Annotated in this window: 22 protein-coding genes; 13 read left to right on the top strand and 9 right to left on the bottom strand. The window is 68.1% G+C overall.

Going from position 1 to position 19,757, the window contains the following annotated elements:
• Together AB4Y72_RS17540 and AB4Y72_RS17535 are read left to right on the top strand one after the other, a co-directional pair.
• A partial coding sequence (locus AB4Y72_RS17540; RefSeq protein WP_441427414.1) for an HNH endonuclease occupies positions 1–370 on the top strand: 370 nt, incomplete at its 5' end.
• A 301-nt stretch (positions 371–671) separates the two neighbouring features.
• Complete coding sequence (locus AB4Y72_RS17535) at positions 672–1,289, top strand: uracil-DNA glycosylase (protein ID WP_441427413.1); 618 nt, start codon at positions 672–674, stop codon at positions 1,287–1,289.
• Between the two features lie 20 nt (positions 1,290–1,309).
• On the opposite strand, the gene AB4Y72_RS17530 is transcribed toward AB4Y72_RS17535, so the two are convergent.
• Both AB4Y72_RS17530 and AB4Y72_RS17525 read right to left on the bottom strand, forming a co-directional pair.
• On the bottom strand, positions 1,310–2,563 hold the full coding sequence (locus AB4Y72_RS17530) for a type II toxin-antitoxin system HipA family toxin (RefSeq protein WP_441427412.1): 1,254 nt from the start codon (positions 2,561–2,563) through the stop codon (positions 1,310–1,312).
• Positions 2,560–2,880 carry a type II toxin-antitoxin system Y4mF family antitoxin gene (locus AB4Y72_RS17525; protein ID WP_441427411.1) on the bottom strand — a complete coding sequence of 107 codons (321 nt, stop codon included), beginning with the start codon at positions 2,878–2,880 and terminating at the stop codon, positions 2,560–2,562. Before AB4Y72_RS17525 ends, AB4Y72_RS17530 begins: the two co-directional genes overlap by 4 nt.
• Before the next feature lie 260 nt (positions 2,881–3,140).
• On the opposite strand from AB4Y72_RS17525, the gene AB4Y72_RS17520 reads away from it, so the two are divergent.
• Both AB4Y72_RS17520 and AB4Y72_RS17515 read left to right on the top strand, forming a co-directional pair.
• On the top strand, positions 3,141–3,380 hold the full coding sequence (locus tag AB4Y72_RS17520; protein WP_441427410.1) for an SDR family oxidoreductase: 240 nt from the start codon (positions 3,141–3,143) through the stop codon (positions 3,378–3,380).
• Between the two features lie 16 nt (positions 3,381–3,396).
• On the top strand, positions 3,397–4,353 hold the full coding sequence (locus AB4Y72_RS17515) for an L-lactate dehydrogenase (protein WP_441427409.1): 957 nt from the start codon (positions 3,397–3,399) through the stop codon (positions 4,351–4,353).
• A 57-nt stretch (positions 4,354–4,410) separates the two neighbouring features.
• Here AB4Y72_RS17515 and AB4Y72_RS17510 read toward each other — a convergent pair whose 3' ends face one another.
• Positions 4,411–5,472 (bottom strand): cation diffusion facilitator family transporter, encoded by a 1,062-nt coding sequence (locus AB4Y72_RS17510; protein ID WP_441427408.1) that lies wholly within the window; start codon positions 5,470–5,472, stop codon positions 4,411–4,413.
• Positions 5,469–5,804: an ArsR/SmtB family transcription factor gene (locus AB4Y72_RS17505; protein WP_441427407.1), complete on the bottom strand. Its 336-nt coding sequence runs from the start codon at positions 5,802–5,804 to the stop codon at positions 5,469–5,471. Before AB4Y72_RS17505 ends, AB4Y72_RS17510 begins: the two co-directional genes overlap by 4 nt.
• Positions 5,805–5,881: 77 nt before the next feature.
• On the opposite strand from AB4Y72_RS17505, the gene AB4Y72_RS17500 reads away from it, so the two are divergent.
• The 7 genes from AB4Y72_RS17500 (at position 5,882) to AB4Y72_RS17470 (ending at position 14,560) form a co-directional block, all read left to right on the top strand.
• The gene (locus AB4Y72_RS17500) at positions 5,882–6,577 is read left to right on the top strand and encodes a FadR/GntR family transcriptional regulator (RefSeq protein ID WP_441427406.1); all 696 of its coding nucleotides are present in this window, start codon (positions 5,882–5,884) and stop codon (positions 6,575–6,577) included.
• A gap of 96 nt (positions 6,578–6,673) precedes the next feature.
• A complete protein-coding gene (locus AB4Y72_RS17495) occupies positions 6,674–7,711 on the top strand; it encodes an asparaginase (protein WP_441427405.1) in 1,038 nt (345 codons plus the stop codon).
• 8 nt (positions 7,712–7,719) lie between these two features.
• On the top strand, positions 7,720–9,135 hold the full coding sequence (locus AB4Y72_RS17490; protein ID WP_441427404.1) for an aspartate ammonia-lyase: 1,416 nt from the start codon (positions 7,720–7,722) through the stop codon (positions 9,133–9,135).
• A gap of 26 nt (positions 9,136–9,161) precedes the next feature.
• Positions 9,162–10,730 (top strand): amino acid permease, encoded by a 1,569-nt coding sequence (locus tag AB4Y72_RS17485; RefSeq protein WP_441427403.1) that lies wholly within the window; start codon positions 9,162–9,164, stop codon positions 10,728–10,730.
• 155 nt (positions 10,731–10,885) lie between these two features.
• Entirely contained in the window at positions 10,886–12,202 is a 1,317-nt protein-coding gene (locus tag AB4Y72_RS17480; RefSeq protein WP_441427402.1) for an ATP-binding protein, read from the top strand.
• 131 nt (positions 12,203–12,333) lie between these two features.
• Complete coding sequence (locus AB4Y72_RS17475; protein ID WP_441427401.1) at positions 12,334–12,975, top strand: transmembrane-type terpene cyclase; 642 nt, start codon at positions 12,334–12,336, stop codon at positions 12,973–12,975.
• A gap of 46 nt (positions 12,976–13,021) precedes the next feature.
• Positions 13,022–14,560, top strand: coding sequence for a carboxylesterase/lipase family protein (locus AB4Y72_RS17470; protein WP_441427400.1), 1,539 nt, complete (start codon positions 13,022–13,024; stop codon positions 14,558–14,560).
• On the opposite strand, the gene AB4Y72_RS17465 is transcribed toward AB4Y72_RS17470, so the two are convergent.
• Positions 14,557–15,222 (bottom strand): HD domain-containing protein, encoded by a 666-nt coding sequence (locus AB4Y72_RS17465; RefSeq protein ID WP_441427399.1) that lies wholly within the window; start codon positions 15,220–15,222, stop codon positions 14,557–14,559. The two genes, AB4Y72_RS17470 and AB4Y72_RS17465, sit on opposite strands and share 4 nt — an antisense overlap.
• A gap of 9 nt (positions 15,223–15,231) precedes the next feature.
• The gene (gene gluQRS / locus AB4Y72_RS17460; RefSeq protein WP_441427398.1) at positions 15,232–16,167 is read right to left on the bottom strand and encodes a tRNA glutamyl-Q(34) synthetase GluQRS; all 936 of its coding nucleotides are present in this window, start codon (positions 16,165–16,167) and stop codon (positions 15,232–15,234) included.
• Between the two features lie 333 nt (positions 16,168–16,500).
• Between gluQRS and AB4Y72_RS17455 the strand changes: the two genes are divergently transcribed.
• Positions 16,501–16,959 carry an Lrp/AsnC family transcriptional regulator gene (locus AB4Y72_RS17455; protein ID WP_441427420.1) on the top strand — a complete coding sequence of 153 codons (459 nt, stop codon included), beginning with the start codon at positions 16,501–16,503 and terminating at the stop codon, positions 16,957–16,959.
• A gap of 58 nt (positions 16,960–17,017) precedes the next feature.
• On the opposite strand, the gene AB4Y72_RS17450 is transcribed toward AB4Y72_RS17455, so the two are convergent.
• Positions 17,018–17,473 (bottom strand): Lrp/AsnC family transcriptional regulator, encoded by a 456-nt coding sequence (locus AB4Y72_RS17450; protein WP_441427397.1) that lies wholly within the window; start codon positions 17,471–17,473, stop codon positions 17,018–17,020.
• A 117-nt stretch (positions 17,474–17,590) separates the two neighbouring features.
• Between AB4Y72_RS17450 and AB4Y72_RS17445 the strand changes: the two genes are divergently transcribed.
• Positions 17,591–18,244, top strand: a complete 654-nt coding sequence (locus AB4Y72_RS17445) for a LysE family translocator (protein WP_441427396.1) — start codon at positions 17,591–17,593, stop codon at positions 18,242–18,244.
• A gap of 21 nt (positions 18,245–18,265) precedes the next feature.
• Here the strand turns inward: AB4Y72_RS17445 and AB4Y72_RS17440 are convergent, their stop codons facing one another.
• Positions 18,266–18,622, bottom strand: a complete 357-nt coding sequence (locus AB4Y72_RS17440; protein WP_441427395.1) for a nuclear transport factor 2 family protein — start codon at positions 18,620–18,622, stop codon at positions 18,266–18,268.
• Positions 18,623–18,714: 92 nt separating this feature from the next.
• A complete protein-coding gene (locus tag AB4Y72_RS17435) occupies positions 18,715–19,734 on the bottom strand; it encodes a hypothetical protein (RefSeq protein ID WP_441427394.1) in 1,020 nt (339 codons plus the stop codon).
• Positions 19,735–19,757: the final 23 nt, after the last annotated feature.

The raw sequence follows: 19,757 nt of genomic DNA, 5'->3' as shown, positions 1-19,757 counted from the left end.
CACCCGCGACCACACCTGCCGCACCCCCTACTGCGACGCCCCCATCCGCCACCTGGACCACATCGTCCCCCACCACGCCGGCGGCCAAACCACCAGCACCAACGGCGCCGGCCTCTGCGAAGCCTGCAACCACACCAAAGAAACCCCCGGCTGGAACGCCCGGCCCCGCCCGGGACCCCGGCACACCCTCGAACTCACCACCCCCACCGGCCACACCCACCACTCCACCGCACCACCCCTACCCGGGACAGCGCTGCCCGGCCCACCGGTCCGCCCGGCAGCGGCAGAACAGTTCCGCCACCGGAGAAGGCTGCGGAACCGTGCCGAAGCGCTTCGACGTCGCAAACTCAAGGAGATGCCGGCGGCCTAGGACCCAATCACCACTTCAAGGAGTGGGCAAAGAAAAGCGCCATGCAGCCCGGTGGCCGAACGACGCGAGGCCTGCAGGTACCTTCGCGATCTCGCTAAGAGAAGGCTCGGACACTTTCATGTCCCGAACAACCCGGCTTCATCTGATGGTTACCTGCAGGCGTTTTAAGCGTACGCCCGCCGCTCCACTATGGACACGGGAAGAAAGCCTCTGGTCCCCGCCGAAGGAACACGCTCTGCCCCGGAAGCGTAGAGTGGAGGAAGCCGCCTGATTCTGGACGCCAAGTGCTGAGGGAGAAATCGTGACGATTGACTGGGACGAAAAAAAGACCCTGCTGCAGGAGCCGAACATCGCCGCCGTGACGCAGCTGTGCGACGAACTCATGGAAAAGAAGCCTGGATCGGTGGTCCCGTACATCGACCCCATCCATGACGAGGACGAATGCCGGATCGTCAGCCTGCATGTCAGCCCGGGCAAGGGCACCGAATCAGGCTTTGTCTCGCACTTCAATGACGACGAGGCAGCCCGCCGCGCCACCTCCATCTATGAGGCCGCCGAGCTGGATCCCCGCTACGTGATGCCGTGGAACGCCTATCCGTGGGTCCGTGACCCGGACGCTTCCTCGGCCCTGAACGTCCAAGAGAAGACGGACGGCCTGCGGCCCTTCCGCCAGTTCCTGAAGATCAACCGGCGCGTCTCGGCCGTCATTGCCCACGGCGCGGACGCCCACTCCTTCCTGACGCTTTTCGAGAAGACCTACCATTCCTCGCTGAAGAACCATGGCGTCAAGATTTACAAGGCCACCGCGCTCGGCGGCCGCGCTTTCGCCGTTTCGCCGGTCAAGCAGGAAGAGCTCCTCGCCAAGAACGTAGACGTGTACAAAGACGCCATGCAGCGGGCCGGCATCCAGCACCTCTGAGTCGACACGACGCCGGCAGGTCACCCCTCCATGAGCCTGCGCCGGTGCTTGAGCTCCTTGATCCAATCCCGGGTGACGGTCGCCGGGAAGGGCGAGGCGCCGTCGTCGGTCATGGAGCTGAACGCCGTACCGCCTTGAAGGTCCGCCAGCAGTGGCGCGGAGGCCTTCAGCGCCAGTTCCAGTATTTGGACGGCTGCGCGCCCCGTCAGCCCCATCTCCGCGGCCCAGCCCAGGAAGTGCTTCCGCGAAATCCCCGTCCTCTTGCCGCCCAGTGTCAGTGCCAGCGTCTTGTCCCCATAGACCACGGTGGACGGGATGTCGTAGACCGGCGCGACGGACCACTCCCCGCTCGGCTGCTGCACCATGGAAACGTTCTTGGCGTGCAGATCCCCGTTGCCCGCCAGCCACGCAAACGCCGCCTGCAGGGCCAAATTCCGCAGCGCCGGCAGCGGGGCCGCGCAGTACGCCGCAAGCGCATGGCACACCTGCCCGTAGCCCACGTTGTACTTGTCGGCCGGATACAACCCCAGCACCTGCGCCCCGTCTTCTACGGCGAGCCTCAGCACCGCGTTCGGGGACGCGCCCGCCGTCGTAAACCCCGCCGCCTGGGCGACCGGCACCCGGTCGAAGCGCTCCACGAGGAGCCCCGGCCGGCTGGCGACGTCGCGGATCAGCCGGACCCGGCTCAGCGGGATCCGCAGCCGCGCCGCGTAGCGGAACATTGCGCATTCGTTCTCGACGACGTGCGGGAACTCCGGCGCGTTGAGTTTGAGGATGTAGCGCCGCCCGGCGCTGGCCACCGGCATCGAGATCATCCCCGCGGACAGCTTGTCCTGCACCCCGGCCAGCGCCACCGGGTCGATCAGCCCGGAGTCGCCAAGCAGGGCATCGAAATCCACGGGCGTCCCCGGGTCAAGTTCGACGGCGTGCTCGTCCGGGTCCAGCTTCTCGCCATGGCCCACTATCTGCACGTCACCCACCGGATTGGCACCGGCCGCGATGAGCAGCGAGAGCTCGTCATCCACACTGGTCTTGACCGAGCGGCGCAGGGCGTTGAGCCGCCGGCCCTCCGGCAGGAGCCCGGTGAAATACGGCGGCGCGGCTCCCGCCGCGGACAGCACCGGGACCGCGGTCAGGGGCAGCGAACTCGCGACGGCGGGTCCCCCTGACGCCAGATAGGCCGGCAGGTAGCTGAACCGGGTGCCGCCCTCGTGCCGTTCCAACCGCGCCGCCAGCACGCCGGCCTTATATACATCCGCGATGCGGTGCCTCATGGCCGGGCCGCCGGCCCGTCCGCCGGTTCGCCATGGCCGGGCAGCTCGCCATGACCACGCTGTCCGCCGCCGTCACGCACGCCGCTGAGGGCACGGGCGGCGGTGCTGGTCCGGGTCTGCACCCGGAGCTCCAGCCCCAGGGTGTCCAGAAGTGCGAGCAGGGAGTCCAACTGCACGGTGCGTTTTCCCTGTTCGACGAACCGAACGAAACGTTCGGAGACGCCGGCGAGTTCGGCCAAGTCCCGCTGGCTCAGACGGAGCGAACCGCGCCGCGTGCGGACCTCGGCAGCGAGCCGGTCCGGAAACGGGTTCTCCATCATTGCCTCCTTGTTGATCAAACTTGTTGATGAAATCTGAGTCCATAGGTACGAACGTGCCGTTTTCCGCGCATTTCCAGTGTAGGACGGCCACACGAGCCCGTACAGGGGTATTTCGGCACGATCGTACCGGCGGCGCGGGCGCCCTCGACCCTTAGGGTCCAACGGCCCTGCCCCCGGCCCGGGCCCGACGGGATGCTGGACAGGGGCGGGCGAGCCGCCCGGGCCCCCGACACGAGGCAGCCTCGAAGGGACACGTCATGGGACGACTGGACGGCAAAGTGGCATTGATCAGCGGCGGCGCCCGCGGCATCGGCGCGGCCTTCGATACGGTCCATGTCCCGCTGCACCGGGTCGGCCAGCCAACGGAAATCGCCGATCTCATGGTGTACCTCGCGGCGGACGAATCATCGTTTGTCACGGGGGCTGAATTCGTGATCGACGGCGGCGAAACCGCGGGCTCGGTCGCGGCGACCCCGGCCGACGCGCCGGGGAACTAGGCCGGAAAGAGGCATCATGTCCCGGAAGAGCGGTTCAAAACTGGCGGTGGTCGGTGCCGGCAGCGTCGGCACGTCCCTTGCCTATGCGGCCCTGATCCGCGGTTCGGCCAGCCACGTCGCCCTTTTCGACGTCAACGCCACCAAGGCGGAAGCAGAAGTGCTGGACCTCGCACACGGGACGCAGTTCGCCGCCGCGTCGGCTACCGTCACGGGCGGCGGGGACATCTCCGCCACGGAGGGGGCCGACGTCGTGGTTGTGACGGCCGGCGCCAAACAGTCCCCGGGCCAGACGCGCCTGGATCTCGCCGGCACCAATGTGCGCATTCTCGAGGGACTCATGCCGCAGCTGCTGGCGCAAGCCCCGGACGCCGTCTATGTGCTGGTCACGAACCCGTGCGATGTACTGACGGTCGCTGCGCAGAAGATCTCCGGCTTGCCGACATCGCGGATCTTCTCCTCCGGCACCGTCCTGGACACCTCGCGGCTCCGGTGGCTGCTGGCCGAACGCGCCGGAGTCTCGCTTGCCAGCGTCCACGCCAGCATGGTGGGCGAACACGGCGATACAGAGTTCCCGGTCTGGTCCGGCGCCACGATCGGCCCCGTCCCGATCCGCAACTGGACGGACGACGGCGAGCGAATTTTCACTTCCGAGCTCCTGGCCGAGACAGCGCGGGAAGTGACCCAGGCCGCCTACAAGGTGATCGCCGGCAAGGGTGCCACCAACTACGCCATCGGACTGTCCGGAGCCCGTATCGTGGAGGCCCTGCTGCGCGCCGAAAACGCGGTACTTCCCGTCTCCACCGTGCTGGACGGGCAGTACGGAATCTCCGGCGTCGCGCTCTCGCTGCCCAGCGTCGTCGGACACGGCGGGGTCCTGAAGGTGCTGGACACCCCTATGGACGAGGGCGAACTCGCCTCCTTGCACCACTCGGCGGAGACGCTGCAGCAGAGTCTGGCGACGCTGGGAATCTGACCCAACTGACTGGCAGGTGGGGCCGTTTTGAGCCCTGAAAACGGCCTTAACTGCGAGTTAGTTGGGTTGAGGGGGCACCGTCGCGGCGGGCACCACCGACACCGAGCCGAGGTGCGGCAGGGCTGCCCGGGCGCCCTCCTCGAGGTGCGCGGCGATCGAGGCAAGATCGGACATGCGGGCCCCGGAGCTGACTGGCACAGTGATCTCGGCGTGCAGGCGGTGGCCGGACCAGCGAAGGCGGGACGTCCCGCCGTCCGAATGCCTGCGCACGACGTCGGCGAGCCGGTCCGAGAGTGCGGGATCCACGCCGTCCATGAGGCGGCGTCCGACGTCGCGCACGGTGCCCCACAGCAGAACCATGATGGCCACCGAAATCAGCAGGCCCACGATGGGATCGGCGAGGGGAAAGCCCAGCCAGACGCCGGCGACCCCGGCGACGACGGCAAGCGACGTGAAGCCGTCAGTGCGGGCGTGGATGCCGTCGGCGATCAGGGCGGCGGAGCCGATCCGCCGTCCGACGCGGATGCGGTAAATCGCGACAAGCTCGTTGCCTGCGAAACCTACCAGCCCGGCCGCCAGGACCCAGCCCAGATTCTGGACGGGTTGAGGCTGGAAGAAACGGAGGACGGATTCGACGGCGGCCACGACGGCGGAGAGCGCGATCATGGCCACGATGAACAGCCCGGCGAGGTCCTCCGCGCGGCCGAAACCATAGGTGTACGTCCGTGTGGGCTTGCGCCGGCCAAGCAGGAACGCGATCCAGAGCGGCACCGCGGTCAAAGCGTCCGAGAAGTTGTGGATTGTGTCCGCGAGAAGCGCCACGGAGCCGCTGATGAGCACAATCACCAGCTGGAACAGCGAGGTAGCCCCGAGACCCGCCAGCGACACCTTGACGGCCCGAATGCCCTGCGCGCTGGATTCGAGAGCCTGATCAATGGAGTCCGCGGAATCATGCGAATGCGGGACGAAGACTTCGTGGAGCCAGCCCTTCAGACCCTTGGGGTGGCTGTGGTCATGGCCATGTTCGTGGCTGTGGCCGTCCTCGTGGGCGTGCGGGTGGCCGTGATCATGGCCGTCGTCATGGCTGTGGCCGTGCAGGGAGTCTGCGGGCCGGCTCATGACAGGTGCCCCGGCGCCGTGCCCAGCGCGTGCTCGGCCTGGTGGATGGCATCCATGACGAGCTGGCGCGCATGATCATTCTGGAGCCGGTAGTACACCTTGGTCCCCTCCTGGCGCGTGGCCACCATGCCGCCCAGCCGCATTTTGGCGAGGTGCTGCGACACGGCGGCCGCCGACTTCCCGACCCTCTCTGCCAGGGCATTCACCGGCATCTCACCGCCCCCCAGTGCAAGGATCAGCCGCACCCGGGTTGCGTCCGCCAGCATGGAAAACACCTCGACGGCCAGCTCCACATAGGGACTTTCCACATCAATCTGCATATCTGCATCCATACGCAGATTCTTTCACATAAGGACCACATTACCTATCCATAGTTGACACCCAGTGTGACCCCTGCCATATTTGAACCGTGAACCTGTCAGACAGCCGGACAGCAGTACAGCCTCTCGCCCGCCTCAGCGCGGCCGAAGCTGTTTTCAACGTCCTCCGCTCCGAAATCGAATCCGGGAAGCTCGGCGTCGGGACCAAACTGAGCTCTGAGGCCACGCTGGCCGAGCAGTACGGTGTGAGCCGCTCGGTGGTCCGCGAGGCCTTGCGCTCCTGCACCGCACTGGGCCTGACCCTCACGAAGACCGGGCGGGGCACGTTCGTCGTCGCCAACCACGTGGCCAAAGACCTGGTCCTCGGCCAATACTCCGCCCGTGACCTCACCGAGGCCCGGCCCCACATCGAGATTCCTGCCGCCGGGCTGGCCGCGGAACGCCGTTCGCCCGAGGAGCTGGACACCATGCGGGATATCGTCGACGCGATGGCCGCCGAGGACGACCCCGAAGTGTGGGTGGGCTTGGATTCGAGCTTCCACGCGCTGATCGCACGGGCCAGCCGGAACAAGGTGTTCGAAAACGTCGTCGCGGACATCCGCGAGGCCCTGTCGCATCAGTCCGAGACCCTGAACATGGTGGCGGATCGCCAGCAGGCTTCCGACGAGGAACACCGGCGCATCCTGTCCGCCATTGAGGCCGGCGACGCGGCCACGGCACGCATCACCATGAGCCAGCACCTCCACGCCGTCGGCGTGGCCCTCGACTCGATCCTCAATCCATGACGGCGAGCGGCCGGCCCTGGACCGAACCGGCCGATTCACCTGCGCCAGACACCACAGCAGCTTGACCTGCGACAACCACGACTGCCAAAGGACGCAATGATTTCACCTGCCCTCGCGCCTATCCCGACCCCGCCGGCTGCGGCCGGGCTCCCGCAGCACACCCCCCTCGCAGTCCAGACCCGCGACGGCGTGGTCGAGAGCGTCCACTACGGCTCGGCCATCGCCACCGCCGCGGACGGCCGCACCCTCCTGGCCGCCGGCGAGCCCCTCGCCGCGTTCTACCCGCGCTCCGCCCTGAAACCCCTGCAGGCCGTTGCCATGGTCCGCGCGGGCCTGGACCTTCCGGACGAGCTCCTCGCCCTCGCAGCCGCCAGCCACTCCGGCGCCGCCCCCCACCGCGACGGCGCCCGACGCATCCTGGACCTGCACGGCCTGGCCCCCGGAGACCTCGAGAACAGCACCGACCTGCCCTACGGCGCCCGCGAGCGCGAGGACTGGCTCGGCAGCGGAGGCCAGGCCACCCAACTGGCCCAAAACTGCTCCGGAAAGCATGCCGCGATGGCTGCCACCTGCGTCATCAACGGCTGGCCGGTCCGGGGATACCTGGACCCGGGCCACCCGTTGCAGCAGCTCGTGGCCCAGACCGTGGCCGAGCTCACCGGCGAGGAGCCGGAGCGCACCTCCACCGACGGCTGCGGCACGCCGCTCTTCGCCCTCACCCTGCGCGGCATGGCCCGCGCGTTCGGCAAACTGGCCGCAGCATCCGGGACCGGCGCGGAAGCCGCCGTCGCCGGCGCCATGCGCCGCCACCCCGAGATGGTGGCTGGCGAGGATCGGGACGTCACTGCGCTGATGCGCCTGGCCCCCGGTCTCCTGGCCAAGGACGGCTTCGAGGGAGTCCAGCTGGTGGGCCTGCCGGACGGCCGCGCCGTCGCCGTGAAGATCTCCGACGGCGGAGACCGCGCCCGGATGCCCGTTACCGTGCGGCTCCTGGCCGCGCTCGACGTCGACACCTCACCCCTGGCGCGCATCGCCGCCCTCCCCGTGCTGGGCGGCGGGCGGCCCGTCGGGCTGCTGCAGGCTACCGATTTCCTTGCTGCCGCCCACTCCCCCAACGACTCCGACGCCCTGTAAGGATATTCATGACTTCGATCGACGAAAGCGCACCGTTCCGCTCCGAACACGACCTCCTGGGCGACCGGGATGTTCCGGCGGACGCCTACTGGGGCGTCCACACCCTCCGGGCCGTGGAGAACTTCCCCATTACCGGTCAGCCGCTGTCCTCCAACATGTACCTGGTCCGCGGGCTGGCCGCCGTGAAACTGGCAGCCGCCCGGACCAACCACGAGCTCGGGCTGCTCGATGCCGTACGCGCCGGGGCCATCGAGGAGGCCTGCTCCGACGTCATGAACGGCAAGCTCAGCGAGCAGTTCGTGGTGGACGTCATCCAGGGCGGCGCCGGCACGTCGTCGAACATGAACGCCAACGAGGTGATCGCCAACCGGGCCCTGGAAGTCCTCGGCCACCCCAAGGGCGACTACGCGCGGCTGCACCCCAACGACCACGTCAACCTCAGCCAGTCCACCAACGACGTCTACCCCACCGCGGTCAAGCTCGGCACGATCTTCGCCGCCCGGGAGCTGCTGGAAGCGCTCACCGAGCTTGAGGACGCCTTCGCCGCCAAAGCCCTCGAATTCCGCACGGTGGTCAAGATGGGCCGCACGCAGCTGCAGGACGCGGTCCCCATGACCCTCGGCCAGGAATTCGGCACCTACGCCGTCACCATCGGCGAGGACCGGCTCCGCCTGGCCGAAGCCGACCTGTTGATCCACGAAATCAACCTCGGCGCCACTGCGATCGGCACCGGCCTGAACGCCCCGGCCGGGTACGCCGAGGCTGCCTGCCGGCACCTGGCCGAGATCACGGGCCTTCCGCTCGTCACGGCCGTGGACCTGATCGAGGCCACCCAGGACGTCGGCGCCTTTGTGCACCTCTCCGGCGTGCTGAAGCGGGTCGCCGTGAAACTGTCCAAGATCTGCAACGACCTCCGGCTGCTCTCCTCTGGCCCGCGTGCCGGACTCGGCGAAATAAACCTCCCCGCAGTGCAGTCCGGCTCCTCGATCATGCCCGGCAAGATCAACCCGGTGATCCCGGAGGTGGTCAGCCAGGTGGCCTACGAGGTCATCGGCAACGACGTCACCATCACCATGGCCGCCGAGGCAGGCCAGCTGCAGCTCAACGCCTTCGAACCGATCATTGTCCACAGCCTCCACAAGAGCATCTCCCACCTGGAAGCCGCCTGCCGCACCCTCACGGCCCGCTGCGTCCGGGGCATCACCGCCAACACCGAGCGGCTCCGCCTCACGGTGGAACAGTCAATCGGCCTCGTCACCGCCCTCAACCCGCACCTGGGCTATGCCACGGCCACTGCCATCGCGCAGGAGGCCCTCGCCACCGGCAAGGGCGTCGCGGAGCTCGTGCTCGAACACGGGCTCCTGACCGCCGAACAGCTTACCGAGCTCCTCAGCCCGCAGCGCCTGGCCAACCTGAGCAAGTAGCGCACCCTCGAACCCGAAGGACCCCCATGACTCATCCCGATACTGCCCGCGCCCAAAAACAGCCCGCCAACCAGCGGCCGGCCGTCACCGACCACACCATTCCGGCCCACGCCCATGCCACCGAGGCGGCGCTCCACGCCGAGGACCAGGGCTACCACAAGAGCCTGAAACCCCGGCAGGTCCAGATGATCGCGATCGGCGGCGCCATCGGCACCGGCCTGTTCATGGGCGCCGGAGGCCGTCTCGCCACTGCCGGACCGGCCCTGATCATCAGCTACGCCGTCTGCGGCTTCTTCGCCTTCATGATCCTGCGCGCCCTCGGCGAACTCGTGATGCACCGGCCGTCGTCGGGCTCGTTTGTGTCCTACGCTCGCGAATTCTTCGGCGAGAAGGCCGCATTCGTCACCGGCTGGCTGTACTGGCTGAACTGGGCCATGACCGCGATCGTGGACATCACCGCCGTCGCGCTTTACATGAACTTCTTCAAGAAGTACTGGGCGCCCATCGCCGACGTGCCGCAGTGGGCCTGGGCGCTGGCCGCCCTGATCCTGGTCCTGGCCCTGAACCTCATCAGTGTCAAGGTGTTCGGCGAGCTCGAATTCTGGTTCGCGCTCATCAAAGTGGTGGCGCTGGTGTCCTTCCTGCTCGTGGGCATCTACTTCGTCATCTTCGGCACACCGGTCGCCGGCCATGAGGTTGGCTTCAGCCTGATCGCGGACAACGGGGGCCTGTTTCCCAACGGCCTGCTGCCGGCAGTCGTGGTGATGCAGGGCGTGGTGTTCGCCTACGCCTCGATCGAGCTGATCGGCACCGCCGCCGGCGAGACGGAAAACCCGGAGAAGATCATGCCGCGGGCCATCAACACGGTGATCGTGCGCATCGCGGTATTCTACGTCGGCTCGCTTGTCCTGCTCTCGCTGCTGCTGCCCTACGGCTCCTACAAGGCCGGCGAAAGCCCGTTCGTGACGTTCTTCGGGTCCATCGGGGTGGACGGCGTGGACGCCATCATGAACCTCGTGGTCCTTACCGCGGCATTGTCCTCGCTCAACGCCGGCCTCTACTCCACCGGCCGGATCATGCGCTCCATGTCCATGTCGGGTTCTGCACCGAAATTCGCCGCCCGGATGAACAAGTCCGGTGTCCCCTACGGCGGTATCGCCCTGACCGCCGGCGTGGCGGTCCTGGGCGTCATCCTGAACGCCTTGGTTCCCGCCGAGGCCTTCGAAATCGTCCTGAACGTCGCGTCGCTGGGCATCATCAGCACCTGGGCCATGATCGTCCTGTGTCAGATGCAGCTGGCCCGGCTCGCAGCCCGCGGGGAACTGCGCCGGCCCTCCTTCCGGATGCCTGGCGCACCCGTCACCGGCTGGATCACGCTGGCCTTCCTCCTGGCGGTGCTGGTCCTCATGGCGTTCGACTCTCCGGTAGGAACGTGGACCATCGCGTCCCTCGTCGTCATCATCCCGCTCCTGATGCTCGGCTGGCGCCTCTGCCGGCACCGCATCCTGGAAATCGCGGCTGTCCGTGACGGCTTCACCGGCCCGTACCCGCTCGTGGCCAACAGGCCAGCTGCCGGATCGCAGGCCAGCAAATAGAACCTGGCCCGCCCGCCCGCCCGCCCGCCGGGCTCGCCAGGTGGGCGGGTGTCGGCGTAATGCAACGCCGTCGCAACCTCTCGGAGATGCGGTTCGCATAAGCTCAACGGACAAGCTCACACCGGCTCAGCGACGAACCACACGGGAGACACTTCATGACCAATTGGCGGATCAGGGACTTCCACTCGGCCGATCTTGACGGCATCCTGCACCTCTGGGAGTCCCTGAAGGAATCGAACGTGGAGCCCGTCTACGCGCTCTCCGAGGTCCTGGCCTCGTGCGAAAAAGACCACGCCGTCGTGGCGGTGCAGGGCGAACAGGTGGTGGGAGCCGCCGTCGGACGCGCCGCGCACGACCAGGGCTGGATCGTCTTCCTGGCCACGCTGCCCGAGTTCCGGGGCCGCGGGATCGGCACCTCGCTGCTGGCCGCCGTCGAAAACCGGATGGCCCCCCACGGGCTCAACAAGCTCTCCGCGCTCATGCCGGAATCCGAAACCCGGGTGGAGGCGTTCCTGGGCCGCGGGTTCGTGCTGAAGAAAAACCTGCGCTACTTTGAGCGAAGGATCCCGGTCCAGCGGCAGGAACTGGAACCGCTCAGCCAGCTTGGCGGCCGCATCCTGGCCCGCGACCTGTGGGAGAACGTGGCCGGCATGCGCCGGGAAAAGGAACTGCTGGAACGCCGGCTGGTCCTGCCGCTGGCGGAGGCCGACCTCGCCGACGAATACGGCGTGGTCCCGCCGCGCGCCGTCGTCCTCTTTGGTCCGCCCGGTACCGGCAAGACGACGTTTGCCAAGGCGATCGCGTCCCGGCTGGAGTGGCCGTTCGTGGAGGTCTTCCCCTCCCGGCTGGCCTCCGATCCCAAGGGACTGGCCGGGGCGCTGCGCGAAACGTTCCTGGAGATCGCCGAGCTGGAGCACGCCGTGGTCTTCATCGACGAGGTCGAGGAGATCGCCGCACAGCGGTCGGGCGAACCGCCGTCGCCCCTGCAGGGTGTCACCAACGAGCTCCTCAAGATCATCCCCGCCTTCCGCGAACAGCCCGGCCGGCTCCTGGTCTGCGCCACCAACTTCATCCGCGCCCTGGATTCGGCCTTCCTGCGGCACGGCCGGTTCGACTACGTCATCCCGATCGGCCTGCCGGACCGGCAGGCCCGTGAGGCCATGTGGCAGCGCTTCATTCCCGCCGCGGTGGTGGACGACGTCGACGTCGAGCTCCTGGTGGACCGCACCGAGGGCTTCTCCCCCGCGGACATTGAGTACGCGGCACGGAGCGCCTCCCAGCGGGCGTTGGAAAAAGCGGTGTACGACGACGACGGGTCCGCATCCGGGGGCGATCCCGGCACCCGAGCCGCTGTCCGCAAGGGCCCCTCCACCCAGGACTATCTCGATGCTATCCGGGACACCCGGACGACGGTCAGCGACGAGGTGCACCAGGACTTCCTCGAGGACATCGAAGCCCTGGGCCGGGTGTAGCGCGGCGCAACCAAAGCAACGCGGGGTCAGATACGGCCCATGTTCTGGTCCGGGATGGGCGCTAAGTGACCCCGCGTTGCAGTCAGCGCCGAGCAATCAGTGCCTAGCAGTCGGTGCCTAGTGGAGGCAGCATGATCCTGTTTCTGACGATCGTCAGCGGCGCGGCCTGGACGGCGGTGTACGTCGATGCCATCCGGATCGGCTTCCGCGACCGCAGCTACGCCATTCCAGCCGCCGCCCTGGCGTTGAACTTCGCCTGGGAGGTCCTTTACGCGTCCCGCGCCGTCGCCACCGGAATATCGACCCAAGGCGTCTTCAACATCGTGTGGGGGCTGGCCGACGTCGCGGTCGTCATCACCTTCGTGAAGTTCGGCAGGGCGGAGCTGCCGTCCTGGGTGAGCCGCAGGCTGTTCCTGGGCTGGGCGCTGCTGCTGGCCCTGACGGCTTTCACGGTGCAGTGGCTGTTCGTGGTGGAATTCGGCTGGACGGACGCCTCCCGATATTCGGCATTCCTGCAGAACCTGCTCATGTCCGGGCTGTTCATCGCGATGTTCGCGGCCCGCGCCGGAACCCGCGGACAGTCCCTGTTGATCGGCGTAGCCAAGTGGATCGGCACGCTGGCGCCCACGGTGGCCTTCGGCTGGTTGGGGGGATCGCCGCTGATCCTGGGCCTCGGCGGCCTCTGCAGCATCTTCGATCTGGCCTATATCGGGCTTCTCCTGCGGGCCCGCCGCCCCCTGGTCCCGGCGGGGACACAACTGTCCGGCCGGTGACCTTCGGCCCTTTCCGGCGCCCCCGGCACGTGCCAGAGTGGCGGGCATGGCCATCGACGCTGTCGTCAACACCCTGTGTGGCACGCTGCGCGGCGCGGAGGCCGACGGCGTCCGCACCTTCCTGGGCGTCCCCTACGCGGCACCGCCGACCGGACCGAACCGGCTCATGCCGCCGCAGCCGGTGGAGCCCTGGACTGGTGTCAGGGATGCCACGGAGTACGGGGCGGCGCCTCCCCAGGTTGCTCCGCCGGTCAGCGCGGGGTCCGATTGGGACACCGGCCTCACCGGCGACGACTGCCTGAATCTCAACATCTGGGCCCCCGTTCCCCGGGCAGCCACAGCCGGCACGTCCGGTGCAGGACGCCCGGTGATGATCTGGATCCAGGGCGGTGCCTTCGAAGTCGGCTCGACGGCGGCCTACGACGGCCGGAACTTCGCCCGGGACGGCGTCGTCTGCGTGGTGATCAACTGGCGGGTGGGCGCCGACGGATTCCTCTATCTCAACGACGGGCACGCCAATGTGGGCCTCCTCGACCAGGTCGCGGCCCTGGAGTGGGTCCGGGACAATATCGCGGACTTCGGCGGCGACCCGGGAAACGTCACCATCTTTGGCGAGTCGGCCGGGGCGATGAGCATCGGCGTCCTGCTCTCCATGCCCCGGGCCGCGGGCTTGTTCCGGCGGGCCATCCTGCAGAGCGGTGCGGCCCACCACGTCATCCCGGCCCCGGCCGCCGAACGGATCGGACGCTCCCTGGCCGAGAAACTCGGTGTTCCGCAGACCCGCGAGGCGATCGCGGCTGTCCCGATCAAACGGCTCCTGACAGCGCAGACAGAGCTTAAGGCTGAGCTGCTGGCGCACCCGGACCCCGAGCATTGGGGCCGCGACGTGGTGGCCAGCCTGATGCCCTGGCAGCCGGTGATCGACGGTGACGTCATTCCGCGCCGTCCGATTGACCGGATCGCCGCGGGCGCCGGCGCCCACGTTGACGTGATCGTCGGGACGAATACCGAGGACTGGAAACTCTTCCTGGCCATCACCGGCGTGCTTGCCGGCGTTACAGAGGAGAACCTGAGCGGCACGGACAGCATCGAGGGGTTTCCGCCGCCGGCCGCCTATGGCCTTCCGGTCCGCACTGCGGTCGATGCGTATCGCGACCACTACCCCGGTGCCACGCCCGGCGACCTTCTGGCGGCGATGCAGACGGACTGGTGGGTGCGAATCCCGGCGCTGCGCCTGGCGGAGGCCCATGCGAATGCAGCCCGGGACACCGGCGCGGGAACCTACATGTACGAATTCGCCTGGGCCGCGCCGGGCCTCGGCGCGGTCCACGCCCTGGAAGTGCCGTTCGTCTTTGACACCCTGGACACGACGGCCCGGCTGTTCGGGCCGCTCCTGGGCGAGAATCCCCCGCAGGAACTGGCGGATTCCCTGCACGCGGCCTGGGTGTCCTTTGCGACCAGCGGGGACCCGGGCTGGCCGGAATATGAACCCGCGCGCAGGGCCACCATGCGTTTCGGTGCCGCCCCGGGGGTAGTGAATGACCCCAGGGGCTGGGAACGCGCGCTCTGGGACGGCCTCCGTTAGTCGGTCAGTCCCTGGGACTCGGCGCCACTCTGCCGGCCGCCGTCGCCATGCCGGGCGTCGGCCGTTTCTCCGGCGTCGTCGTAGGAGAGGTTCTCGTAGTCGGTCTCGTCCGCCTCGTCGAGCATGTCGTCCAGTTCCTGGAGCAGCGACTGGTTGATCCGGGTCAGGATCTTGCGGGTCTCCTCGACAGGGACGGCGGCATAGAGCACAGGGCGGGCCTCGTCGTAGCGGGTGACCGGCGGCTTGTCCGGCCACTTCTCCGCAAGCGCCTTCACGCGTTCGGGCAACGAATTGTGCGCGTTGTCGGCAATCTTCACGAGCGTGGCGTCATGGTCTTCGGCGATATAGCGGATGCCCGCCTGATAGTCGTCCGGGTTCTCGTGGAAGCGTTTCGTGACCCGCTCGATAATGTCGGCGGCCCGCTCGGAGACTCCCATGTCCAGCAGCGCCTGACGCGTCATCGGGGTGTCCTCGGCAATGTCGTGGAGGTACCCGGCGATCCGGATGTCGTCGTCGAAGTCCGCCAGGGCATCCCCCACGGCGAGTACATGTTCCCGGTAAGGCCGCTTGAGTTTGTCCTTTTGGCGGTTGTGGGCCACTTCGGCCAGGACTTTGGCGGTCTCGACGGTGAAGCGTGGCTGGGGGTGCGCGGGCTCGGTCATGATTCCAGCCTACGCGCCGCGGCTGCCCGTTCGGGGCCGGGCGCTCGTTCCCGGGTGCACCCCCGGCATCCCGGGCCACACCCAGGGCTCCCTCGGCAGGTTGGCGGGATCGAAAACAGCAAGGGCATGCTCGAGATGACCGGCGGGAAGCCCGACCGACGCCAGGAGCGCGTCCCGGACCGCGTCCGCATTCACGCCGGCCAGCGCCAGGTCCGTGAGCGTGACCGCACCGTCCCGCTTGGCCAGCCGGGCGCCGTCGGCGTTCAGCACGAGCGGCACATGCGCATATTCCGGAACAGGCATATTCAGTAGGGCCGCCAAGTAAGCCTGCCGCGGCGTGGAAGGCAGCAGATCGTCGCCGCGGACCACCTGGTCGATGCCCTGCGCGGCATCGTCCACCACCACGGCCAGGTTGTAGGCGGTCACGCCGTCGTTGCGCCGGAGCACGAAGTCGTCCACCACGCCGGTGTAGCTGCCGTGGAGCACGTCCCGCACGGTCGCCTCAGCCACGTCGGCGCGGAGCCGGATGGCCGCCGGGCGGACGGCCCGCTTGGCCTCGCGCTCGGCGTTGCTGAGGTTGCGGCAGGTTCCCGGGTAGGCGCCCTGGGGGGCATGCGGCGCGGACGGGGCCTCCTGGATTTCGCGGCGGGTGCAGAAGCACTCGTAGGTCAGTCCGGCTGCCGTCAGCTGCGTGATGGCCGCGGTGTACAGTTGCCCGCGGTCCGTCTGGCGCACGACGCCGCCGTCCCAGTCCACGCCGATCGCCGTCAGACCTCGGAGCTGCTCGGCCTCGGCCCCGGCCCGGGCACGGTCCAGGTCCTCCACGCGCATCAGGAACCGCCGCCCGGTGGACCGGGCGAAGAGCCAGGCCAGGATGGCGGTCCGGAGGTTGCCCACGTGGAGTTCGCCGGAAGGGCTGGGGGCGAAGCGGCCGGCTGAGGTCATGGGACCAGCCTATGGCAGCACAAGAGCCCCTCAGCTACCGATGACTTCGGGAATCCGACGTCGGTGGCTCAGGGGCTCTTGCCGCGTGGTGGCGCGTTGTGCGGAATGACGATGCGTGAACAAGAGTCAGTCAGCGGCGGGTTCCTTGCGGGAGCCTTATCCGGGGTCCGGGTGGTGTGCCGGGGTGTCCGTAGCCTTCGGGATCGCGGCGGTGGCCTCGTCCCCTTTGTTGTCACCATTTGAGCAGAAGACCTACAGTTGGTGCAACGGACAGTGGATGGACTGGTCAATCTGATCAACTTCATTCGGGGCGACGAACAGGGAGTGATCATTTTGCAGGAGCTTGACGCGACGGACCGGCGGATCCTCGCCGCACTCGACGAGGATCCGCGCGTGCCGGTCATGGTGCTGGCACAGAAGCTGGGCCTGGCCCGCGGCACGGTCCAGTCCCGCCTCGAGCGGATGTCGGCGTCGGGGGCACTGCGCCCGAACAGCAGCCGGGTCCTGCCGGCAGCCCTGGGGCGCGGCGTGGCGGCCGCCGTGAGCGCGGAACTGGACCAGAGCCATCTCAACGAGGCGATCGCCGCCCTGCGCAATATCCCGGAAGTCCTTGAATGCCATGCCCCTGCCGGCGACACCGACCTCCTGATCCGGGTGGTGGCCACGAGCCCCGATGACCTCTACCGCGTGTCCGAGGAAATCCGGCTGTGTCCCGGGATCGTCCGGACCTCGACGAGCATGTTCCTGCGCGAGGTTATCCCCTACCGGACCACGGGACTGCTGGGCGCCTAGTGTCGCCGCGCCCCCGGCTCCCGGGGTTCTAGGGCCGGCAGGCGGCCCCGCCCCCGCCTCAGACCGGCGGCCCGGCGTTGGATTTCAGATTCTTCATGACCAAGGTGGACGTCAGGCGTTCGACGCCGGGCAGGGAGGTCAGTTCGCTGTCGTAGAAGCGCTGGTAGGAGGGAAGATCCTCCGCGATGACCTTGAGCAGATAGTCCGGCGAACCAAAGAGCCGCTGGGCCTCCACGATATTGGGGTTGTCCGCCACCCGGTTCTCGAAGATCTCCATCGTGGAACGGTCCACCTGGCGCAGCGTCACAAACACGATCGCCTCGAAGCCGAGGCCAACGGCGGCGGGGTCAATGTCCGCCCGGTAACCCCGGATGATTCCGGCCGCCTCGAGATCCCGCAGCCGGCGATGGCACGGAGCCACCGTCAACCCGACCTTCGCCGCCAAGGCCGTGGCGGTCATGCGCCCATCGGTTTGGAGGTGGCGCAAAATATTCCTGTCAATATGGTCAATCACGCAATGATCTTACCCGTAATAGGTGATTCTCCGGTAAATAGGCGAACACTTATGGGGCGATTTTGCCTAGAGTTTTCCCTGTACCCACCACGAGGTGCCGCACCCCTGGAGCCCGCCGTGAACCCCCAGCTTTTCCTCGCTTTCCTGATTGTCGCCGTCGCCTTGGCATGCACCCCGGGGGTCGACTGGGCCTATTCGATCGCCGCCGGGCTGCGCCAGCGCAGCTTCGCTCCCGCAGTCGCCGGGCTGTGCGGCGGCTACGCCCTCCACACGGCGCTCCTGGTGCTGGGCCTGGCCGCACTGCTGGCCGGGATGCCCGGCGTGCTCGGCTGGCTGACGGCCGCGGGCGCCCTCTACCTGCTGTGGCTGGGCTTCAGCACCCTAAGGTCCTGGCGGGGCGCCAGCTTCAGTGCGGATGCTCCCTCGGCGGCGCCGAAGAGCCAGCTCCGGGCCTTCCTTCAGGGCATGGGCATCAGCGGGATCAACCCCAAGGGCCTGCTGTTCTTCGTGGCCCTGGTGCCGCAGTTCGTCAGCCCGGACGCCGCACTGCCGGTCCCGGTCCAATCCGGGCTGCTCGGACTGACGTTCGTCCTGCTGGTGGCGGTCATCTACAGCTGTGTGGCACTCCTGGCCCGGAAATTGCTGCATGCCAGGCCGGGCGCCGCCCGCCACGTGACACTGGCCAGCGGCATCGTCATGCTGATCCTGGGCGCGGCGCTGCTCGCGGAGCAGATCGTGCCCGCCGTCAGCGCGGCCGTGTCCCGCTCCTAGACCGGCGAATCCGGGAGACGGCTACTTGCGCTGCATGTACCACTCGGTGAACGACGACGCGCGGCCGTCCGCGGTCAACTGGATGATCCACAGATTGTCATAGCTCCGGCTATTGCCGCGGTACGTGGTCAGGCCCTGCACAAATGTCCGGCCGCCGTCGACGCCCAGGAGCTTCCACTCAAACGTCCAGTCATCCGGCTCATCGCGCCCGGCAAGCCAGTGCTCCACGATGTCCTCCCGGCCCCGCCACGGTTCGGGTTCCTGGGGGCTGGTCGCATAGATGGCGTCCTCGGTGAACAGCGCCCTGATGTCCTCAGGATCGTTCGTCGTCCACGCCGTGATGTAGTGCTGCATCCAGCGCTCCACCGCATCTCTCATGCCTTGTTTGTACTCCCCGCCCCGGGGGCCCGCAAGGGTAGTGAATACGTGGCTTCGGCCGCCCTTTCCACTGGCTACGCCGCGGGATACTCTCAGTCCTCTTCAGCGCGCCCGTACTCGCGGTCCCAGAGTTCGTGCATCTCCGCATCCTTCCGGATGGCCTTCACCGCCTCCACCTCTGCCGGTTTCCGCCGCTGCCATTCCCGGGACCCAAGGGTCTTGCGGCCCGCGTCGAGGAGGAGCAGGGCCCGGTCGGTCAGGGCGTCGCCGCGTAACGTGAAATCCGTCTTCCGGCGCCGCAGGACCTCTTGCAGGGCCGTACGGGCGGCGCTGTAGGCTCCGAGTTTGCGCAGCGACCGGGCGCGGACCAGCAACAGGGCAGCAGCCAGGTCGTCCGCGTTCAGCAGCCCCTCGGTGTCCGCCACGACGTCGACATCGCGTCCCAGCTCGGCCGCAAGTGAACAGCGGGCCAGTGCCAGCGGCAGCGAAGGCGGCAGGCCGGCGAGGGCCGCAAGCGCCGCCTCCGCATGGCCGGTCTCGCGCAGGGAATGCGACAAGGCCAGAAACACGGCCTCCTCGCTGAAGAGAACGGGAACCTCAATCCGCTCGGCCACCTCCACCCGGGTGACGACCCCGGCCAGGTACACGGACGCATAGCGGTTGGCGGCGGCGTCGTTCCGAAGGCTCAGGCCGTGCTGCAGGAGCTCGGAGGCACGCAGGTGCCCGCCATGGGCGTAGGCCAGCAGCCCGGCCATGAGGTAGCAGAGGCCCGCCCAGCCGGGATACGTGCGGGCCAGGGTGATCAGCGGATCCGGATCGGTGCTCCCGAAGATGGCGGCGTGCACGGCTTTGGCAGTCTTGCCGGCCGCGCGGCCGCCACCGACTTTGCCCAGGCGGGGCACCCCGCCCTCGGCGACCAGCGTCCCGGGAGCCCGGCCTGCGATGAGTCCGGTCACCACCCCGCCGACGTTGCCGGCGAGGCCGCGGACGGGCGTCCGGACCACGGCTTTGCGGAACGGCGTCAGGTCGCGGGTGTCCGTGTACGGCCGGCGCTGGTCCCCGGACCGGCCGGCTGGGATATGGGGGGCGGATTCGCCAAGTTCGGCGCTCATTCCCTCATGGTAGTTGGCCCGGC

This window comes from Arthrobacter sp. YAF34 (genome assembly GCF_052113245.1).
Taxonomy (GTDB): Bacteria; Actinomycetota; Actinomycetes; order Actinomycetales; family Micrococcaceae; genus Arthrobacter.
This window is presented reverse-complemented; position numbering and strand designations above follow the sequence as displayed.